The 19,029-nt window shown below is 53.8% G+C and carries 17 protein-coding genes; 12 read left to right on the top strand and 5 right to left on the bottom strand.

Translation table 11 applies throughout. From position 1 onward, the window contains the following. The first annotated feature begins 11 nt into the window (after positions 1 to 11). The gene (locus tag AAC086_RS17895; protein ID WP_339780736.1) at positions 12 to 626 is read left to right on the top strand and encodes an NUDIX domain-containing protein; all 615 of its coding nucleotides are present in this window, start codon (positions 12 to 14) and stop codon (positions 624 to 626) included. A 20-nt stretch (positions 627 to 646) separates the two neighbouring features. Here AAC086_RS17895 and AAC086_RS17890 read toward each other — a convergent pair whose 3' ends face one another. Next, positions 647 to 1,399 carry an SDR family NAD(P)-dependent oxidoreductase gene (locus tag AAC086_RS17890; RefSeq protein ID WP_339780735.1) on the bottom strand — a complete coding sequence of 251 codons (753 nt, stop codon included), beginning with the start codon at positions 1,397 to 1,399 and terminating at the stop codon, positions 647 to 649. A gap of 136 nt (positions 1,400 to 1,535) precedes the next feature. Here AAC086_RS17890 and AAC086_RS17885 point away from each other — a divergent pair, with 136 nt between their 5' ends. Next, positions 1,536 to 1,925, top strand: coding sequence for a hypothetical protein (locus tag AAC086_RS17885; RefSeq protein ID WP_339780734.1), 390 nt, complete (start codon positions 1,536 to 1,538; stop codon positions 1,923 to 1,925). Positions 1,926 to 1,998: 73 nt separating this feature from the next. Here the strand turns inward: AAC086_RS17885 and phaZ are convergent, their stop codons facing one another. The 3 genes from phaZ to AAC086_RS17870 all read right to left on the bottom strand — a co-directional run bounded on the left by phaZ (position 1,999) and on the right by AAC086_RS17870 (position 5,473). Beyond that, positions 1,999 to 3,294: a polyhydroxyalkanoate depolymerase gene (gene phaZ, locus AAC086_RS17880; RefSeq protein WP_339780732.1), complete on the bottom strand. Its 1,296-nt coding sequence runs from the start codon at positions 3,292 to 3,294 to the stop codon at positions 1,999 to 2,001. A 601-nt stretch (positions 3,295 to 3,895) separates the two neighbouring features. Beyond that, positions 3,896 to 4,027, bottom strand: a complete 132-nt coding sequence (locus tag AAC086_RS17875) for a hypothetical protein (protein ID WP_256359936.1) — start codon at positions 4,025 to 4,027, stop codon at positions 3,896 to 3,898. Between the two features lie 252 nt (positions 4,028 to 4,279). Further along, positions 4,280 to 5,473, bottom strand: coding sequence for a TCR/Tet family MFS transporter (locus tag AAC086_RS17870; RefSeq protein WP_339780731.1), 1,194 nt, complete (start codon positions 5,471 to 5,473; stop codon positions 4,280 to 4,282). A gap of 226 nt (positions 5,474 to 5,699) precedes the next feature. On the opposite strand from AAC086_RS17870, the gene AAC086_RS17865 reads away from it, so the two are divergent. After that, entirely contained in the window at positions 5,700 to 6,353 is a 654-nt protein-coding gene (locus AAC086_RS17865; protein ID WP_339780730.1) for a TetR/AcrR family transcriptional regulator, read from the top strand. 111 nt (positions 6,354 to 6,464) lie between these two features. Here the strand turns inward: AAC086_RS17865 and AAC086_RS17860 are convergent, their stop codons facing one another. Next, on the bottom strand, positions 6,465 to 7,457 hold the full coding sequence (locus AAC086_RS17860; protein WP_339780728.1) for an AraC family transcriptional regulator: 993 nt from the start codon (positions 7,455 to 7,457) through the stop codon (positions 6,465 to 6,467). 258 nt (positions 7,458 to 7,715) lie between these two features. Between AAC086_RS17860 and AAC086_RS17855 the strand changes: the two genes are divergently transcribed. From AAC086_RS17855 to glk, 9 genes are all read left to right on the top strand, one after another. Then, entirely contained in the window at positions 7,716 to 8,990 is a 1,275-nt protein-coding gene (locus AAC086_RS17855) for an ABC transporter substrate-binding protein (RefSeq protein ID WP_339780726.1), read from the top strand. A gap of 153 nt (positions 8,991 to 9,143) precedes the next feature. Continuing rightward, positions 9,144 to 10,067, top strand: a complete 924-nt coding sequence (locus tag AAC086_RS17850; protein ID WP_339780724.1) for a sugar ABC transporter permease — start codon at positions 9,144 to 9,146, stop codon at positions 10,065 to 10,067. Between the two features lies 1 nt (position 10,068). Next, entirely contained in the window at positions 10,069 to 10,908 is an 840-nt protein-coding gene (locus tag AAC086_RS17845; protein ID WP_339780723.1) for a carbohydrate ABC transporter permease, read from the top strand. Between the two features lie 126 nt (positions 10,909 to 11,034). Then, the gene (locus AAC086_RS17840) at positions 11,035 to 12,666 is read left to right on the top strand and encodes an alpha-glucosidase (protein ID WP_339780722.1); all 1,632 of its coding nucleotides are present in this window, start codon (positions 11,035 to 11,037) and stop codon (positions 12,664 to 12,666) included. A gap of 34 nt (positions 12,667 to 12,700) precedes the next feature. Further along, a complete protein-coding gene (gene ugpC, locus AAC086_RS17835; RefSeq protein ID WP_339780720.1) occupies positions 12,701 to 13,831 on the top strand; it encodes a sn-glycerol-3-phosphate ABC transporter ATP-binding protein UgpC in 1,131 nt (376 codons plus the stop codon). Between the two features lie 136 nt (positions 13,832 to 13,967). Further along, positions 13,968 to 15,458: a glucose-6-phosphate dehydrogenase gene (zwf, locus tag AAC086_RS17830; RefSeq protein ID WP_339780718.1), complete on the top strand. Its 1,491-nt coding sequence runs from the start codon at positions 13,968 to 13,970 to the stop codon at positions 15,456 to 15,458. 80 nt (positions 15,459 to 15,538) lie between these two features. Further along, positions 15,539 to 16,258 carry a 6-phosphogluconolactonase gene (gene pgl / locus AAC086_RS17825; protein WP_339780716.1) on the top strand — a complete coding sequence of 240 codons (720 nt, stop codon included), beginning with the start codon at positions 15,539 to 15,541 and terminating at the stop codon, positions 16,256 to 16,258. A 5-nt stretch (positions 16,259 to 16,263) separates the two neighbouring features. Beyond that, complete coding sequence (edd, locus tag AAC086_RS17820; protein ID WP_339780714.1) at positions 16,264 to 18,090, top strand: phosphogluconate dehydratase; 1,827 nt, start codon at positions 16,264 to 16,266, stop codon at positions 18,088 to 18,090. Next, positions 18,090 to 19,028, top strand: coding sequence for a glucokinase (gene glk, locus AAC086_RS17815; RefSeq protein ID WP_339780712.1), 939 nt, complete (start codon positions 18,090 to 18,092; stop codon positions 19,026 to 19,028). The genes edd and glk overlap by 1 nt, the downstream gene beginning before the upstream one ends. Position 19,029 lies beyond the last annotated feature (1 nt).

Here is a 19,029-nt window from a genome sequence, read left to right as displayed (position 1 = left end):
AAGGCTTTGACATGACGGATTTCCCCACCGCCTGGACCCGGTTTGACAGTGACAATATCCGTCTGGATGGCGTCGATTGTCTGTCGGATAACTGGTATCATTTGTACCGCGTGCGGTTTGCGCTAAAACGCCGGGATGGCGAATGGCAGGACCAAAACCGCGAAGCCTATGATCGGGGTAATGGCGCAGGCATTTTGCTGTTTAACCGGGCAAACCGCACGATCATTCTGACCCGGCAATTTCGCATGCCCACCTTTGTCAATGGCAACGAAACCGGCATGTTGATCGAGGTTCCCGCCGGTTTGTTAGATGACCGCGCCCCGAACGCCGCCGTCATTGCCGAGGTTGAAGAAGAAACCGGCTATAAAATTGGCAAACCCCGCCAGGTTTTTGACGTGTTCATGAGCCCGGGTTCGGTGACTGAACGTTTGCATCTGTTTGTTGCCGAAATTAGTACCGATCATTTGCAGGGTGAAGGCGGCGGAAAATACGACGAAGGCGAAGATATTAGCGTTTTGGAAACCCCGTTTGCCGATGTCATTGCCATGATCGCCGACGGCCGTATCCGCGATGCCAAAACAATTATGCTGGTTCAATATGCGCAGCTAAACGGGCTCTTTGATTAGGGGCAGACTGTTCTGCGCTGTCACCATTGAATGGTGCTGCCGTCATAGGCGAAAAAACCACCATTTTGATCGATGGAAAGCTGGTTGATTACGCCCAGCATATTGGCGGTGGCCTGCATTGGTGTTTGCACCGGCAGGCCACTTTTGGCAAACGGCGCGGACAGGCGTGTATCGACGGTGCCCGGATGCAGGGCAATGCAAATGGCGTCGCGCTTTTTGCGGGCCAGTTCTACCGCCATGGTTTTAACCAGCTGGTTTAAGGCGGCCTTGGCCGCCCGGTACCCGTACCAGCCGCCAATATGGTTGTCGCCAATGCTGCCGACCCGCGCCGACAGGGTGACAAATGCCGATTTGCCCTGTGCTGGTAGTAACGGCAAAAAATGTTTCATCAGCAGGGCCGGGCCAATGGCGTTGATGGCAAAGTTATGGGCCATACTGGCCGGGTCGATCTGCCGCCAGGTTTTTTCGGGTTGAAAATCATCGTTATGTAAAAAGCCGGTGGCATCAATAACCAGCCGGACATCGCCCTGTTGTTGGGCAATATGGCCCGCACAGTGTTCAATGCTGGCTTCGTCTAGCAGGTCAAGGGGCGGGGTGCTGCTGCGCGACAGGCCAATAATCTGCGAGAACTGCTTTGTGTCGGCCAGATGTTGGGCAAAAGCCTGGCCGATGCCGCCACTGGCACCAATCACGACGGCAATGCCCCCTTGTTCAAAACTGTTCATTTGAACAGATGATAGCGCGGAGGTGATGGACGGTGTTTGTTCAATCATTGGGTTCCTGCTTTGCAAATGCGCACGGTTTGTCCTTCCAGATACGGTGCAAATGTCTTGCCGGTTTGCTGTTGCTGATTTGCGACGGTGGCGTCGACACCAAACGATTTAACCAAAACAGTGAAAGGCCATGATTATGGCATATGTATTTACCGAGGCGCAAAATCCCATGAAGATTGCCGAACGCCAGTGGGGCAAGGCCGATCCCGTCATGTTTACGGCGTTTACTTCATGCATCGGAATTATGGGGATCAAGGATGGCAAGGTTATTGGTGTTCATTTGACCTTGATGGGCACTGAAGATGAATGGGTCACCAATGCCAATATCGATGAGGCGGTCACTTTGCTTGACGGGGCGGCAAATCCGGTCGTTATCGGGCAAATCGAAATGTGGGAAGATACGGTGCCCGGTGTTTACCAGCATTTGCTTGATACGTTGCACCCTGTTGCCCAATACGCCCGCGATGATGGCACCTATGGGGGGGCAAACGAGAACGGCAACGTTAGAATTTTAACCGCTCCGTGATTTTACCGCCCGAAAAAAGCCGCCCGGATCATGGGGCGGCTTTTTGTTTTTCAGGTGGCGGCTATTGCGTGGTTTATTCTGCGGCTTCGGTTTCGGTTTTTGGTTTGGCCGGGGCGCTGTTCACACCTTTGCCTTCATGATCCTGGCGGCGGATGAAATCCTTGACGCGCGGGCTGATCTGTTCGCGCCAGCGGCGACCGTTAAACACGCCATAATGGCCAACACCCGATTGCAGGTGGTGCATACGCATATTGTCGGGCAAATTGCTGCACAGTTTGTGGGCTGCGCGGGTTTGGCCCATGCCGGTAATGTCGTCGCGTTCACCTTCAACCGTTAACAGCGCGGTTTTGGTGATCGCCGAGGGATCAACCGGAATGCCCTGCCAGCGCATGGTACCTGCGGGCAATTCATGTTCAAGGAAAACCACCTTCAAGGTCTGAAGGTAAAATTCCGCACTCATATCCATAACAGCCAGATATTCCTGATAGAAGTTGCGTTTGGCATCGGCACTTTCGCCGTCGCCTTCGACCAGATGTGTGAACATGTCATGGTGGGCGGCTACATGGCGATCCCAGTTCATGCTCATGAAGCCTGCCAACTGCATAAAACCCGGATAAACCCGGCGCATGACCCCGGCATGGGGCAACGGAACATGCGAAATAACGTTGCGTTCAAACCATTCCAGATCATGTTGCAGGGCAAATTTGTTGACCTCGGTCGGGTTTTCGCGGGTATCGACCGGGCCGCCCATCAATGTCATCGATGCGGGCTGGCAGGGTTCGTCGCCCGTTGCCATTAGCGATACAGCCGCCAGAACCGGAACCGATGGTTGGCAAACGGCAATCAAGTGGGTGTTCGGCCCCAGATGGCGTAAAAACCGCATGATGTAATCGACATAGCTGTCGAGGTCAAAATGGCCCAGATGCACCGGGACTTGGCGGGCGTCGATCCAGTCGGTGATATACACATCGTGATCGGGCAGCATGGTTTCGACCGTGCCGCGCAAAAGGGTTGAAAAATGGCCCGATAACGGTGCCACAATCAGCACGCGCGGGTCATCTGGCTGTTGTTTCAAATGGGCGGTTTCGCGTTTGAAATGCAACAGGCGACAGAAAGGCTCGGCATACACCACTTCTTCCGTGATCGGCACGCTTTCGCCGTCAATGACGGTGGTATCAAGGCCAAATTCGGGTTTGCCATAGCGGTTGGTGATGTGGGTGAACACATCGAGAACGGCGGCAGATGTGCGGCCAGGCTGGGTATAGGACCAGGGATTGACCGGATTGCGCATCCATTTTTTGCCCATGTCAGCGGCAACGCGCAAAGGGCTTATGGTTGCATGTTGCAATTCGTAGATGTGATAGAGCATTCAATCTCACTCCCCGGCCAGGCTGTTATTGAAAATTACGGGAGGCTCTGGCCGTTTAATCCCTGCATGTTAGGTGTGGCTGTCGGTGCCACAATTCAATTGGTTTGTTTTGGATTGCGTCAATTCTAGGCGCTATCGCCCTAACGTATGATGAATTTGTGACTGTTGTCACTGATTCAAACGGAGAATAGCCAGGATGTCGAGTGAAATTTTGCAGTGCAGCGTAAGTTGTTGCAATGCAATAATAGTTCCGATCCGGTTTTTGGGCGATTTACGGATATGCGGCGACGGGGCGACAAAAAATCTGACTCGGTCAGAAGAGCAGAGGGTTTATGGCGGTTCGGTTCTGGGGGGATAAAGCAATTGGGCAATTTTGCCCGACCTGGTTTTGGTCATGGCAGGTGCTGCGGCACATAAGCCGTTGTTCATAACCGCGAGATAAAAAAACACCGCTGCCGTGGGGAACGAACAGCGGTGCCAGTTGCGCGGTTGTAACGGATTTGAACGGGACGGGCGGAACGACAGCGGACGGGGTATGGGTGCGGGGTGCCCGCCGTCGGGTATGGGAAGCCGTCCCGTTCAAAACTTTGAAGACGCTTGGTTAGATCAGACCCCGGAGTGTCTGCGCCATGCCCAGCGCGATAACGAACAGGAAAAACCCGGTGCTGCCAACAACGGCAACGGTGCTGCATACATCGTTAAGGCGACGGGGATTCTGAAGTAGTTTCATCATGGCTGTGACCTCCTTGATCTGTCTGAAGTCACTGTATTGTTCCGATTTTGTTCTCGCAAGAACAAAATCGGAACAAACAAGGTGTTTTTTGTGATCTTGTTGATTTTAAACGATTTATGCCCGGATGTTTTTTGTTTGTTCTCGTCGCGAATGGGTAGAAAACAACGAAATTTGCGAAAGACTCGGCTGAAACCGGATTCAAACCGGATGAAAAATCGTTGCAAAACAGACCTGGATCACAAATGCCCGGCCTTAAACCTGTGCCGGGCCCTGAGGGGTCGGTCGGGTGCCGAGAAAAACCAGCGGGATTGCAATTGCATAAATGGCAACCACCGAGAGCCATATGGCGCCGGGCCAGTCCTTTTGAACGATAAAATAAATCGTCGAGAATGCCAGCGGGCCAATGACGGATGCCAGACTGACCGCTGACGTCAGCACACCTTGAAACCGGCCTTGGCTGGCGGCGTCAACCTGCCGGGTGCCCAGGGCCTGAAGGGCGGGTGTGCCGATGCTGCCAAGGGCAAAAACGGGCATGATGGCAAACACGATCCAGCCGTGGGTGGCAAAGGCCATCACGACAAGGGCGCTGCAGGCGCACGAAATTCCGGCAAAAACAGCCCCGCGTTCGCCAAGCAATCGGGTTGCCGGGCCGGGCAAAAATATTTGCACCAGCATTTGACAGACACCGTACATGCCAAGGGAAAGGCCGATCCAAAGTCCGTTCCACTGAAAGGCATCAAAGCCCCACAATGCCCAGCAGGTTCCGTAAACCTCGCCACTGGCGCTAAAGATGAAGAACACCAGAAAGACAGGCAACAGCCCCTTCATCGAAAAGAGCCAGCGTAGCGGTCGCAGCGGGTTAAGTACCGCCAGATTGATTTTGTCGCGGGTTGGGGTGCGAGATTCTGGCAGGATGAATAAAGCCAGCAGCAGGTTGCAGGCATTCAGGATGGCCGCGGCGATAAAGGGAAGCCGCAGGCCGTAATCACCCAGCAGGCCGCCAAGAACAGGCCCGATGATAAAGCCACTGCCAAACACCGCGTTGAGCAAACCAAAGCGACGGGCGCGTTTATCCTCGGACGATATGTCGGTGATATAGGCCGCGGCGACAGCGGCATTGGCGCTGGTTAAACCTGCAATGGCACGGCCAAGGAACAGCATCCAAAGCTGCGGTGCAAACGCCATGATGACATAATTGATCACCGTGCCCGCCAGCGACATCAAAAGTACCGGGCGTCTGCCAAGATTGTCGCTTAAAGCCCCCAGCACAGGTGCGAAAATAAACTGCATAAGCCCATAAAGTGCGGTCAGGATCCCGATATAGGCCGCAATATTCGAACGATGGGTTACATCCTCAAGAAGGCGGGGAAGAATAGGGAAAATAAGGCCGATGCCCACGGCATCAAGACTGATTGTGGCAAAGATAACGGCAAGGGGTTTGTTCATAATCGGGCTACACTTGCTAACGTTCCGTTGAGAAAGAGGCCTTCGAGCGGATGACCGGGGATGGCCGGGGATGGTGGGGGCGGTAAATTACCTCAGGCGATCCTTGTCGAAAATCCATACTGAATTCCAATATGTACTGAGTACATTTATGGAGGTAGTCCGTTATGTCGCTATGTGTCAATATTAAATATGTACTCAGTACATAAATTGATTTATCAAGACCGACATGACAGTGCCATCCGCCTCCGCGCAACCAGATCGCCGTTCTCGCAAACGTTTCGCCACGCGACGCGCCATTTCGGCCGTTGCCGACCGCCTGTTTTTCGAGCGCGGGTTTGATAATGTGACAATTGACGAGATTGCCGCCGCTGCCGATGTCGGCCGGATGACTGTGTTTAATCATTTCCCGCGAAAGGAGGACATGTTCTTTGATCGCGATGAAGAAGGGCGCGAAACCCTGCGCGACGCCTTGCGCCAGCGTGATCCGTCTGTTGCACCGCTAGAGGCCCTACGCCTGCTTGCGCATCAGCTGGTGCGCGAGCAGAAGCCTTACGTCGAATTTTCGGTCAGAAGTGAGAGTTTCATCGAGACGGTCAAGGGCAGTGAAACCCTTAAGGCGCGTGCGCGCGCAATACGCGGCGAGCTTGAACAACTGGTCGCGGGGGTGTTGTCTGAATGTGTCGGACGCGATCAGAACGACCCGGATGCGCACCTGGCGGCGGGCTTGCTTATGGCAAGCTGGACCGTGGCCTTCATTCAGGCACATCGAACCTTCCACGAAACCCGCGATGCCGGGCAATCGACAGCCATTTTTTTGGCCATTATCGATAAAGGTGCCCGTGGTGTGACAGCCGCAATGGCAGGCACGCCCTACGTCTGACGAAATGCCAGACGAATTGTCCTTTGCCAGCGTTTAACTATTTCCCAAAGGCCCCCATTCATATTGTCTGCCGTTTAATCGGGCGAATCGGGGCGAATGTTTGCAAGTGCTTTAAATGGTTTCTGCCGGTATTCCCTTAACCGCGAGACATTTCCCCGACGAAACACCATCGGTTTCACTGGGCAAAGGGCGTGCGGGAACCGCCCCGATTTTGGCGTCGGGCATGGGTGGATGGTCGGGGAACTGGCCGTGAATGCGGATATTATCGCGGTAATCGCGGGCCGATTTGCCGCGATACTGGCGAAAACGCCGGTTAAAGTTCGACAGGTTGCTAAACCCGTTATGCTCTGCAATGCGGTAAATCGGCCAGTCGGTGCGCGATAGCTGCACACAGGCGCGTGAAATGCGGTATTCGTTTAAATATTCGACCACACTGCGCCCGGTATAGCGTTTAAACAGGCGGTAAAAGCTGCTTTCACTGACCCCGGCGACATTGGCAAGGGTGGCAACGCGCAACGCTTCGGCGTGGTGGGCATGAATAAAGGCAATGGCGCGATCAATACGTATTGAATCACTGCTGCCATCTGTGTCATTGCCAAATGATGCCGATGCCAAAGGGCCGTCAATGCCGCCCAGCAGGGTTTCAAGAATTTCAATGATCAACATAAAGCGCTGGCGCGGGCTGGCATCGTCCAGTTTGGGGGCGATGGCCTCGATTTTGGCAATGGTTTTTGGGGTGAACGATAATCCGCGCCGGGCCTGCTCAAACAGGCTGTATAAATCGGCAAATTCGACAAAATCGCGGGTCAGGTTTTCGACCCATTCCCGGGATAGCCACAAGACGTAAACTTCAATTTGCCTGGTCGTGCCTAAGCGTTGGCATTCCCACAAATGCGGCAGGTTGGGGCCAACCATGGCAAAATCAATGCCGTCAAATTCTTGCCGGTGGTCGCCAATCAGGCGACTGCCCCGTGCATTTAACGTCAGCGTCAGTTCATATTCCGGGTGCTGGTGCCAGTTGCAGCGAAAATCGTCCCATACATAATGGAAGTACCCCCAGGAATATCCTGCGGGGTTGGTAATACGTTCCTGAACGATCCGCACCTTACCCTCCTGCCATTCATTTTTGCCGACTTTTGCAGAATAGTATCATCCTTTAAAGGATATGACACTTTGAAAAGGCGTGAAGGGGCGTATCCTTTTTCCATTGCGCGTTGTTTGAATGCGCGCCAAAAATCCCCGAAAACGGGGACAGAATACATGCCGGATAACATAGAAATATCGGGCTCCATAAAAATCGGCAGCCCCCGATATATCGGGAGGATGCACGGGAAAACCAGAAACATCATAGGGAGGTCGAAAATGACCTTGATCCAGAAGTTGCTTGCAGGCGTTGGCGTTGCGGGCATGGTATTTGCCTTGGCTGGCCCGGCACAGGCCGCCAAACTGGCGATTTCCTGCGGTGCCGTTGGTCAGGAATTGACCCTTTGCAAGGAAGGTGTCACGGCCTGGTCGCAAAAAACCGGCAACGAAGTGGATGTGATTTCCACGCCCAATTCCTCGACCGAACGGCTGGCTGTCTATCAGCAAATGCTGGCGTCGGGGTCGTCAGATGTTGATATTTTTCAGATTGATGTGATCTGGCCCGGGATTTTGGGTAATCATTTTATAGATCTGAATGACTATATGGCAGACGAGGCCAGCGAGCATTTCAAGCCGATTATCCAAAACAACACGGTCGAGGGCCGTCTGGTGGCGATGCCATGGTTTACCGATGCTGGTGTTTTGTATTACCGCAAGGATTTGCTGGATAAATATGGCGAAAAAGTCCCACAAACCTGGGCGGAAATGACCCAAACGGCTCAGAAAATTGAGGAAGCCGAACGTCAGGGCGGCAACAGCAAAATGTGGGGGTATGTTTTTCAGGGACGCGCTTATGAAGGTTTGACCTGTAATGCCCTGGAGTGGGTCGCGTCCTATGGTGGTGGCACCATTGTGGAAGCCAATGGCGACATATCGATTAATAACGATAAGGCCAAACAGGCCCTTGCCACCGCAGCGGGCTGGATTGGGACCATTTCGCCCGATGGTGTGCTGGGCTATGACGAAGAAGGGGCACGTGGTGTATTCCAGTCGGGCAATTCGGTGTTTATGCGTAACTGGCCCTATGCCTGGGCGCTGGCAAATTCCGAGGATAGCCCGGTCAAGGGCAAGGTCGGGGTTGCTCCTTTGCCCAAAGGCGGCGAGGGCGGGCAATCTGCCGCTGCTTTGGGGGGGTGGCAGTTATCGGTTTCCAAATATTCCAAAAACCCGGCGCTGGCGGCAGATCTGGTTAAATATCTGACGTCTTACGACGAACAGAAACGCCGGGCGATCAAGGGCGCCTATAACCCGACAGTGGCCGCACTTTACAAGGACAAGGATGTGCTGGCAGCCAATCCGTTCTTTGGTGATCTTTATGAAACCTTTACCCATGCCGTACCACGCCCGTCCACAGCAACCGGGACCAATTACAACAAGGTTTCTGCCGATTTCTGGCAGGCTGCTCATGCCACTCTTTCAGGCACCCAAACCGCAGATCAGGCTTTGCCTGCCCTTGAAAGCAAGTTGAAACGAACGAAACGTTCGGGCTGGTAACAATTGTGTTCTGGTGGTCGTTTCGGGCGCAACATGTCGATCTGTATGGCCGCCAGCCAGCTTTTTCAATGATCTTCGGGCCATTTGACAATGGCGTGGTACGGATCGCCGGGGCACCCGGGCATCCTTCCTTGCAAAGCAAGAGCATCTGTTATGACGCATGCTTCTTCCCTGACGCGTTCCAGACGGCGGTCGGCATGGATATTTCTTGTTCCCATGCTGGCTATTCTGGCTGCGGTGGCCGGATGGCCTCTTCTGCGGACGTTTTATTTCGGGTTTACCGATGCCAATCTGTCGGATCTGTCGCATTACAAGTTCGTCGGCATCGAAAATTTTTACGCCGTTTATGATGGCGAGACATATGGCCTGCTGACCGATCCTGAATGGTGGCAAGCGGTTTGGAATACGCTGTTTTTTAGTGTGATTTCCGTATCTTTGGAAACAGCACTGGGCATGGTTGTTGCGCTGGTTTTAAACCAGAATTTTCGCGGGCGCGGGCTGGTGCGGGCCGCCGTCCTTATTCCCTGGGCCATTCCCACCATTGTTTCGGCCCGGATGTGGAACTGGATGCTGCATGACCAGTTTGGCATCATTAACGACATGCTGATGAAACTGGGCATTCTTTCAGCGCCCATCGCCTGGACGGCCAGCCCCGACTGGGCCATGAGTGCGGTTATTCTGGTTGATGTCTGGAAAACCACACCTTTTATGGCTTTGCTGATTTTGGCCGCCTTGCAAATGCTGCCCGGCGATTGTTACGAGGCGGCCAAGGTTGATGGCATTCATCCGGTGCGGGTGTTTTTCAAGGTGACGTTGCCGTTGATCAAACCTGCCGTGATGGTGGCCGTGATCTTTCGCGCGCTTGATGCCTTGCGGGTGTTTGACGTGATTTACGTTTTAACCCCCAACAACCCGCAAACCACCACCATGTCGGTTTATGCCCGCCAGCAACTGGTCGATTTTCAGGAAGTCGGTTATGGCTCGGCGGCATCAACATTGCTGTTTGTCGTCATCGCGTTTTGTATCATGGCTTATATTATGCTCGGACGTGTTCGCCTTGATGAAGGGGGGCATTGATATGAATGCGAAAGCCCGGAAATATATTCGTAAAGCGGCCTTCTGGCTGCTGGTCGCGGTGATTGTGCTGTTCGCCGTGTTCCCGTTTTACTATGCGATTTTAACCTCGTTTGAAACCGGATCGGCTTTGTTCAAGGTGAACTATCTGCCCGAAAGTTTCAGCCTGATCAATTATGTGTCGGTATTTAAAGGGCAACCGTTTGGACACAACATTTTCAATTCCGTCTTTGTCAGCTTTCTGGTTGTTGCCCTGTCACTGTTGTTGGGGGTAACGGCCTCCTATGCGCTGGCGCGGGTGAAATTTGCCGGGCGGGGATTGTTATTGGTCACTATTTTATCGGTGTCGATGTTTCCGCAGGTGGCGGTTTTGTCGGGCATGTTTGAACTGATCCGTGGTCTTGGCCTGTATAACAGCATGTTCGGGCTGGCAATTTCCTACATGATGTTAACCTTGCCCTTTACGGTGTGGGTGTTAACCGCCTTCATGCGTGATTTACCCCGCGAACTGGAAGAAGCCGCTGTGATGGACGGGGCAACGCCGTGGATTGTCATTCGCCGTGTGTTTTTACCTGTGATGTGGCCTGCGATGGTGACCACCGGGCTATTGGCCTTCATTGCGGCATGGAACGAATTTTTATTCGCCCTGACCTTCACCCTGACCGACGACAAACGCACCGTTCCCGTTGCCATCGCCCTGATATCGGGGGCCAGCCAGCATGAAATGCCGTGGGGCAATATCATGGCGGCATCGGTGATTGTAACCTTGCCGCTGATTGTGCTGGTGCTGATTTTTCAGCGACGGATTGTTTCAGGCCTGACAGCCGGGGCGGTTAAGGGATGATCTGACACAAGCATGTCACAGGCAAAAATTGCCTTTTATAAAAATGATAAGGCCCGGTCGGGCGGGGGACCGAACCCGGTCTGACCGGCAAGATCTGACAAGCAACAAATTCCAGGATGTTTGAGAATGGCTTTGAACGGTGATGTTAACTGGTGGCGTGGCGGTGTTCTTTATCAGGTTTACCCGCGCAGTTTTTTTGATTCCAACGGTGATGGTATTGGCGATTTGCCCGGCATTACCCAAAAGCTGGACTATATCGCCGATCTGGGCGTGGATGGTATTTGGCTGTCGCCGTTTTTCACCTCGCCAATGAAAGATTTTGGCTATGATGTGGCCAATTACCGTGACGTTGATCCGATGTTCGGCACGTTGGAAGATTTTGATCATTTGCTGGAAAAGGCCCATGCGCTGGGCTTGCGGGTGACGATTGACCAGGTTTTGTCGCATAGTTCGGATGCACATCCGTGGTTTCGCGAAAGCCGGTCTTCAATCGATAATCCAAAAGCGGACTGGTATGTCTGGGCCGACCCCAAACCCGATGGCACACCGCCCAATAACTGGTTGTCGATTTTTGGCGGATCAGCGTGGAAATTTGATACCACCCGCCAGCAATATTACATGCACAATTTCCTTGCCAGCCAGCCGGATTTAAATTTTCACAATCCCGATGTGCAGCAACAATTGTTAGATGATGTTGAATTCTGGTTGCGGCGCGGGGTGGATGGTTTTCGGCTTGATACTGCCAATTTTTATGTTCATGACAAACAATTGCGCGATAATCCGCCCTGGATTCCGGGCACCCATCGCCCCGAAGGCGCGCCAAAGGAAAACCCCTATACGCGGCAAATGCATGTGCATGACAAAACCCAGCCCGAAAATCTGGCATTTTTGAAAAAATTACGCGCCGTTCTTGATAAATATCCTGGCAGCACCACGGTGGGTGAAATCGGGTCGGATGATTCGTTGGCAACGATGGCCGAATATACTGCCGGGGGCGATAAACTGCACATGGCCTATACCATCAACCTGTTGGAAAGCCCGCTGGAAGCCGGACTGGTGCGCGGTATGCTGGTGGATGTCTTTCGTAAACTGGGTGATGGCTGGCCGTGTTGGGCGGTGAGTAATCATGATTTTATGCGTGTGGCATCGCGCTGGGGCAAGGATAAAGGCGGCGATAACGATGCCCGCCTGCGTATGATCCCCGCCCTTTACACATCGCTTCGCGGCACCCCGTGTATTTATCAGGGCGAAGAACTGGGACTTGAAGAAGCCATTGTGCCCTTTGAGATGCTACAGGACCCTTATGGCATTGAAATGTGGCCCGAATTTAAAGGCCGTGATGGCTGCCGTACACCGATGCCGTGGCACAATGCCAATGTCGCCCATGGCGGTTTTACCACATCGGACCAACCGTGGTTGCCCGTGCCACAGGACCATAGTGCGCTGTCGGTTGCCAGCCAGACAGGCGACCCTGATTCCTTGCGCAATTTTTACAAAAGCCTGCTGGCATGGCGCAAGAATCATCCGGAAATCATTCAGGGCGATATCGAAATGTTGGAACATAGCAACGATGCCATCATCGGCTTTGTCCGCATAACCGGCATTGTCCGCACCATTTGCGTGTTTAACGTAACACCCGATGCCGTCACCCTCGCTTTACCTGCTCCATCAGCTGGTAATTGCTCGCTTAATAGCGGTTCGGTATCGGGTGATCAGCTGTCGCTGCCGGGCTGGGGTTTTTATTTCGGTACGATCTGACGATCCTGATAACCAAAAACTGGGAGGATACCCGATGGCAGATGTGGTTTTAAAACAGGTACGTAAACGCTTTGGACCAATCGAAACCATTCACGGGGTCGATTTGAATATTCGTGATGGCGAATTTTGCGTTTTTGTCGGGCCGTCGGGCTGTGGCAAATCAACATTGCTGCGCCTGATTGCCGGGCTGGAAGATATTAGCAGCGGTGAACTGCGCATCGGTGGCGAGGTTGTGAATGATACCGTGCCCAAGGATCGCGGCGTTGCCATGGTTTTTCAATCCTATGCGCTTTATCCGCATATGTCGGTGTTTGAAAATATGGCCTTCGGGCTGGATCTGGCGAAACACAGCAAGGACGAACAAAATGCGCGGGTGATGGCTGCGGCCAAAACCCTGCAACTGGAAGAATTTCTGGACCGTAAACCCAAGGAATTGTCGGGCGGGCAGCGCCAGCGCGTCGCCATCGGGCGTGCGATTGTGCGCAAACCGCGTGTGTTTTTGTTTGATGAACCATTATCGAACCTGGATGCCGCCTTGCGGGTACAAATGCGGATCGAACTGGCAAAACTTCATGAAAAATTGAACACAACAATGATCTATGTGACGCATGATCAAGTTGAAGCCATGACCATGGCCGACAAGATTGTGGTGTTGCGCGCCGGTACGGTGGAACAGGTGGGAACACCGCTGGAACTCTATCACTACCCGGCAAATATTTTTGTGGCCGGTTTTATCGGATCGCCCAAAATGAACTTTATTCCGGCTGAAATGACACAGGTTTCGCAACATTCTGTTACGCTTAAACTGGAATCGGGTAAAGAAGTGTCGTTACCGGTTGATGGCAGTGGTCTTGCCACCGCAGATCGTGTAACACTTGGCATTCGACCGGAACATTGCAGCATTGCCGATCAGGACACGGCGCTGTTTACCGGGACGGTTGAAGTGGTCGAACATTTGGGCGAAGCAGGTTTGGTTTATGTTCGCACCGGGTCGGATGAATTGTTTGTTGCCAGGGTTGCGGGGGATACCGCAATCAAGACCGGGGAAACGGTTGGCATACAGGCCGCAAAACAGGATTGTTATGTGTTCGATACCGCGGGTAAGACCAAAAGGCGGCTGGCAGTGGACAATGCACCATTGAAAGCCCAAATGGCACTGAACTAGCAGGGAGTGACATGCCCTGTGCACGAAACTTTCGTGCACCGTTTGCCAGCCGAGACCGCAAAACGGTTTCGGGTCCCACCTTGGCAGCGGGGAGGATAACGAGTGAGAACAGTTCGCTTGGAAGGCGCAAGTCAATATGAAGAAACAAAGGCTTAAACATCGCATAGCCGACATTGTGATTTTCGGTGGGACCGGAGATTTGGCGCTACGCAAATTATTTCCCGCTTTATATGAAATGGAGCGGACCGGACGTTTTGACGATGCCACCCGTGTTTTCGGCGCATCGCGCAGCGCGCATAGCGACGAAGATTTCCGGGCCAAATTGCTCGAAGCCGGTAAAACACACATTCCCGATGGCGAATTTGACCAGGAAATCTGGGATAAATTTGCGGCCCGTGTGACTTATATTCAGGTCTCGGCAGGCGCCCCGGAAGGGTTCGTCACATTGCATGACCGTCTGAGCGACGCACCGGACCGGGACCGGGTTTTTTATTTTTCTACCAGCCCCGCCTTGTTTGCCGATATGGCCTTTAACCTGCAAAAGGCCGGTCTGGTAACGCCCAATTCGCGCGTTGTTCTGGAAAAGCCGCTGGGCCATGACCTGGAAAGCTGCCGCGAAATTAATGGTCAGATCGGGGAAGTGTTCAAAGAACACCAGATATTCCGTATCGACCATTATCTGGGTAAGGAAACGGTGCAGAACCTTTTGATCCTGCGCTTTGCCAATGCCATGTTTGAACCGTTATGGAACAGCGCCCATATCGACCACGTCCAGATTACCGTGGGCGAGGAAGTTGGTGTGGAAGGGCGTTGGTCCTATTACGACGATGCCGGTGCGATGCGCGATATGGTGCAAAACCATATGTTGCAGCTTTTGTGCCTGGTGGCGATGGAACCGCCCTATATCCTTGATCAGGATGCGGTGCGCGATGAAAAGGTAAAAGTCCTTAAGGCCTTAAAACCGATCAATGATACCAATATCACCCAGAATACCGTGCGCGGTCAGTATCGCGCCGGGGCCGTGGGTGGCAAGGAAGTGCCGGGTTATCTGGAAGAAGACGGTGCCAATATCGACAGTGTCACCGAAACTTTTGTCGCGCTGCGCTGTGAAATCAGCAACTGGCGTTGGGCCGGGGTGCCGTTTTATTTGCGCACGGGCAAACGCCTGCCCAAGCGGCATTCGGAAATTGTTATTCAGTTCCGCGATGTGCCGCACCAGATGTTCCCGCTGGCCAAATCCATGACCAATTATCAGGCCAACCGGCTGGTTTTGCGGTTGCAGCCCGATGACGGCATTCATCTGGTTTTGAACAATAAAAGCCCGGGGCCGGGCCTGGTTCGCTTGCGGCCAACGGCGCTGAACCTTTCCTTTGCCGAGGCCTTTGGCGCACGCAGCCCCGATGCCTATGAACGTTTGCTGCTTGATGCGATTGATGGCAACAACACCTTGTTTGTGCGCCGTGACGAACAGGATATTGCCTGGCAGTGGGTTGATGCCATTCAGGAAGCCTGGGAAAATAACCATGTTGCCCCCAAGGGCTATACGTCGGGCACCTGGGGCCCGTCGGCGGCCATTGCCCTTATCGAACGCGATGGCCGCACCTGGAATGAAGAAGCGGTGTTTTAATGAATGCGGGGGCAGGGTGGTGTTTGCCGCCGTGCCCCTTGCGGACGTGATCTCTGTTTCCCATTTCAATGGACGATAAAATGATAAACGAACGCATTTTCAAAAGCGGCGACGACATGCTTGCCAGCATGGTCGCACAAACCGTTGAACGGCTGGAATTTGCCATTGCCGAACGCGGGCGGGCAACCATGTCGGTGGCTGGTGGCCGTTTTCCGAAACCTTTCTTTCAGGCTTTGTCACAGGCCAAACTCGACTGGTCCAAAGTCACCATTACTCTTGGCGATGATCGCTGGGTCGGGCTTGATGATGACCAGTCAAACGAAAAACTGGTCAAGGACAATTTGCTCATTAATGAAGCGGCAACCGCGACTTTTGTATCGCTAAAAACCGCTGATCAAAACCCGGAAGACGCCATATCAACCGTGACGGACCGTTTGAAAACCCACCTGTCCTGGCCGATGGATATTGTTTATCTGGGTATGGGCGATGACGGGCACACGGCGTCGCTTTTTCCATCCTCAAGCCCCAAAGATCTGAAACGCGGGCTTTATCCCGAAAATGGCGAACTGGTTGCGGCCGCGCGGCCCACCGTTTCGCCAGTTCCGCGTATCAGCATGACATTACCGGCACTGTTAAATGCCCGCTATATCGGCATTCACATTACCGGTTCTGCAAAATGGTCGACCTATGAAACCGCGAAAAACGGCAGCGTGATCGAAGACATGCCGGTGCGCGGGTTATTGCAGCAGAACGACGTTCCTGTCGATCTGTGGTGGAGCGCCGAGAACCCGAAAGGCTGAACCCCATGAAACGTGAAATTGAAATCGTTACCCAACGGATTGTTGAACGGTCAAAACCGACGCGCGAAGCCTATCTGGCGCGCATCGATGCCGCAGCGAGCGACAGCACGCATCGTTCCAAACTGTCCTGTGGCAATCTGGCCCATGCATCGGCCGGGTGCCTTGGCACCGAAAAAGACCGCATCAATCACGAAGATGCCGCCAATCTGGGTATCGTGACCGCCTATAACGATATGCTGTCAGCCCATCAGCCGTTGGGCACTTATCCTGACCGTATTAAAAAGGCCGCGTTTGAAGCCGGGGCAACCGCCCAGGTTGCCGGCGGTGTGCCTGCCATGTGTGATGGCGTAACCCAGGGCCGCCCCGGCATGGAACTGAGCCTGTTTTCGCGCGATGTGATTGCCATGTCGACGGCGGTTTCGCTGTCGCACGATACGTTCGATGCGGCATTGTATCTGGGCGTGTGCGACAAAATTGTCCCCGGTCTGGTGATGGGGGCGTTGGCCTATGGGCATATTCCGGCGGTGTTTGTGCCTGCCGGTCCCATGCCGTCGGGCTTGCCCAATGATGAAAAGGCCCGTGTCCGCCAGCTTTATGCCCAAGGCAAAGTAGGCCGCAAGGAACTGCTCGAAGCCGAGGTGGCATCCTATCACAGCCCGGGAACCTGTACATTTTACGGCACGGCCAATTCCAACCAGATGCTGATGGAAATCATGGGGTTGCATTTGCCCGGTGCGGCATTTGTTAATCCGGGGACGGAATTGCGCGATGCCCTGACCGAGGAATCGGCCCGCCGCGCCTTGCAAATCACCCGTCTTGGCAATGATTACCGCCCGATTGGCAAAATTCTTGACGAAAAAGCCTTTGTGAACGGCATTATTGGCCTGCTGGCAACCGGGGGGTCCACCAACCATACTCTGCATTTGCCCGCCATGGCCCGTGCCGCCGGGATCGAGCTTCGCTGGGAAGATTTTGACGATCTGTCGCGTATTATTCCGCTTTTGTGCCGCGTTTATCCCAATGGCCAGGCCGATGTGAACCATTTTCACGCGGCGGGGGGAATGGGGTTTGTCATTCGTAACCTGCTAGGCAACGGCCTTTTACATCATGAGGTCGATACGATTGTGTCGGGCGGTATGGCGGCATTTGGCACCGAACCGCACCTTGACGATGGCAAACTGGCATGGCGCGACGCCCCCACGGACAGCCATGACGAAGATATTCTGCGCCCGGCGGAAAAAGCATTTAGTGCCGATGGTGGTTTGCGGATGCTGACCGGCAATATCGGCCGGGCCGTGATCAAGGTATCGGCGGTAAAGCCTGCCAACCGTATTATCGAGGCCCCGGCGGCGGTCTTTACATCGCAAGATGACATGATGCAGGCCTTTAAGGATGGCAAACTGCACCGCGATGTTGTGTGTGTGGTGCGTTTTCAGGGCGCGCGCGCCAATGGCATGCCAGAATTGCACAAACTGACCCCGCCTTTGGGCGTGTTACAGGATCTGGGCTATAAGGTGGCGCTGGTAACCGATGGCCGCATGTCGGGCGCATCGGGCAAGGTGCCTGCCGCCATTCATGTGACACCGGAAGGCATGATGAACGGCATTATCGCCAAAATTCAGGATGGCGATGTGGTGCGTCTCGATGCGGAAACCGGCGATCTTAAGCTGTTTGTGTCTGATGACGAACTGGCAAAACGTGATTTCGCCCTGTTTACCGACAAGGCAGAACATCAGACCGGTTTTGGCCGCGAATTGTTTGGCGTATTTCGCGACAATGTTGGCCTGGCCGAAATGGGGGCCAGCGCCATCCTTCCCGGAGGAGCAAAATAATGCAGCTGGTCGGGGATATTGGCGGCACAAACGCCCGTTTTGCCTGGCTCGATGATATGGGTAATCCGCACGCGCCATTAACATTGGCCGTGCGCGATTATCCTGATATTGGCGGCGCCATTAGTGATTTTGTATCGCGAACAGGCGGTTATGCCCCAAGGCAATTTGCCGTTGCGGTGGCGTGCCCGGCGATGGCCGATCAGATCAGCTTTACCAACAATCCGTGGGTGTTTTCCAAAACAGCCCTCAGCGCTGAATTTGGTCTGGAACGGCTGGTTGTCGTAAACGATTTTACCGGCCTGGCCATGTCCGTGCCTTATCTGGGCGATGACGACCTGATTACGTTGTTTGACGGGCCGGGGCGACCGGGCCAGCCCGTGGCAATTATCGGGGCGGGCACTGGGCTGGGTGTTTCGGGCTTGTTACCCCATAACGGGCACTGGATTCCGGTGCAGGGCGAAGGCGGCCATGTGTCTTTGCCTGCGGTCGATGATCTTGATTATGAAATTATCAAGTTCCTGAGCACCGAACTGGGCCGTGTCTCGGCCGAGCGGATTTTATCGGGTATGGGCATTGAAAACCTGTATCGCGCCCTGGCCGCGATTGACGGGCTTGATGTTGCCCCGAAGACAGCGGCCGAGGTGGTTGACGGTGCGATGACTGCCAAAGACCCGTTATGCCAAAAAGTGCTGGATCGTTTTTGCCTGTTTATGGGCGGCGTTGCCGGTGACCTGGTATTAACGCTGGGCGCGTTTGACGGGGTTTTTATTGGCGGCGGCATTGGTCCGCGCATTGCCGGTTTTATGAAACAAAGTGGCCTGAAAGAACGCATGATCGCCAAAGGGCGTTTTCGTGATTTGATGAATGATGTGCCGGTGCGCCTGATGACGGCGCAATACCCGGCCTTGTTGGGCTGTGCCAAAATTTTAACGGCATAAC

Source organism: uncultured Thalassospira sp., from assembly GCF_963976115.1.
Classification (GTDB): domain Bacteria; phylum Pseudomonadota; class Alphaproteobacteria; order Rhodospirillales; family Thalassospiraceae; genus Thalassospira.
The sequence above is the reverse complement of the archived record's forward strand: the minus strand, read 5'-3'. Positions and strand labels throughout refer to the sequence as shown.

Coding starts and splice junctions, on each gene's coding strand:
- AAC086_RS17895 (WP_339780736.1), top strand. CDS start 12: ATGACGGATTTCCCCACCGCCTGGACCCGGTTTGACAGTGACAATATC.
- AAC086_RS17890 (WP_339780735.1), bottom strand. CDS start 1,399: ATGATTGAACAAACACCGTCCATCACCTCCGCGCTATCATCTGTTCAA.
- AAC086_RS17885 (WP_339780734.1), top strand. CDS start 1,536: ATGGCATATGTATTTACCGAGGCGCAAAATCCCATGAAGATTGCCGAA.
- phaZ (WP_339780732.1), bottom strand. CDS start 3,294: ATGCTCTATCACATCTACGAATTGCAACATGCAACCATAAGCCCTTTG.
- AAC086_RS17875 (WP_256359936.1), bottom strand. CDS start 4,027: ATGATGAAACTACTTCAGAATCCCCGTCGCCTTAACGATGTATGCAGC.
- AAC086_RS17870 (WP_339780731.1), bottom strand. CDS start 5,473: ATGAACAAACCCCTTGCCGTTATCTTTGCCACAATCAGTCTTGATGCC.
- AAC086_RS17865 (WP_339780730.1), top strand. CDS start 5,700: ATGACAGTGCCATCCGCCTCCGCGCAACCAGATCGCCGTTCTCGCAAA.
- AAC086_RS17855 (WP_339780726.1), top strand. CDS start 7,716: ATGACCTTGATCCAGAAGTTGCTTGCAGGCGTTGGCGTTGCGGGCATG.
- AAC086_RS17850 (WP_339780724.1), top strand. CDS start 9,144: ATGACGCATGCTTCTTCCCTGACGCGTTCCAGACGGCGGTCGGCATGG.
- AAC086_RS17845 (WP_339780723.1), top strand. CDS start 10,069: ATGAATGCGAAAGCCCGGAAATATATTCGTAAAGCGGCCTTCTGGCTG.
- AAC086_RS17840 (WP_339780722.1), top strand. CDS start 11,035: ATGGCTTTGAACGGTGATGTTAACTGGTGGCGTGGCGGTGTTCTTTAT.
- ugpC (WP_339780720.1), top strand. CDS start 12,701: ATGGCAGATGTGGTTTTAAAACAGGTACGTAAACGCTTTGGACCAATC.
- zwf (WP_339780718.1), top strand. CDS start 13,968: ATGAAGAAACAAAGGCTTAAACATCGCATAGCCGACATTGTGATTTTC.
- pgl (WP_339780716.1), top strand. CDS start 15,539: ATGATAAACGAACGCATTTTCAAAAGCGGCGACGACATGCTTGCCAGC.
- edd (WP_339780714.1), top strand. CDS start 16,264: ATGAAACGTGAAATTGAAATCGTTACCCAACGGATTGTTGAACGGTCA.
- glk (WP_339780712.1), top strand. CDS start 18,090: ATGCAGCTGGTCGGGGATATTGGCGGCACAAACGCCCGTTTTGCCTGG.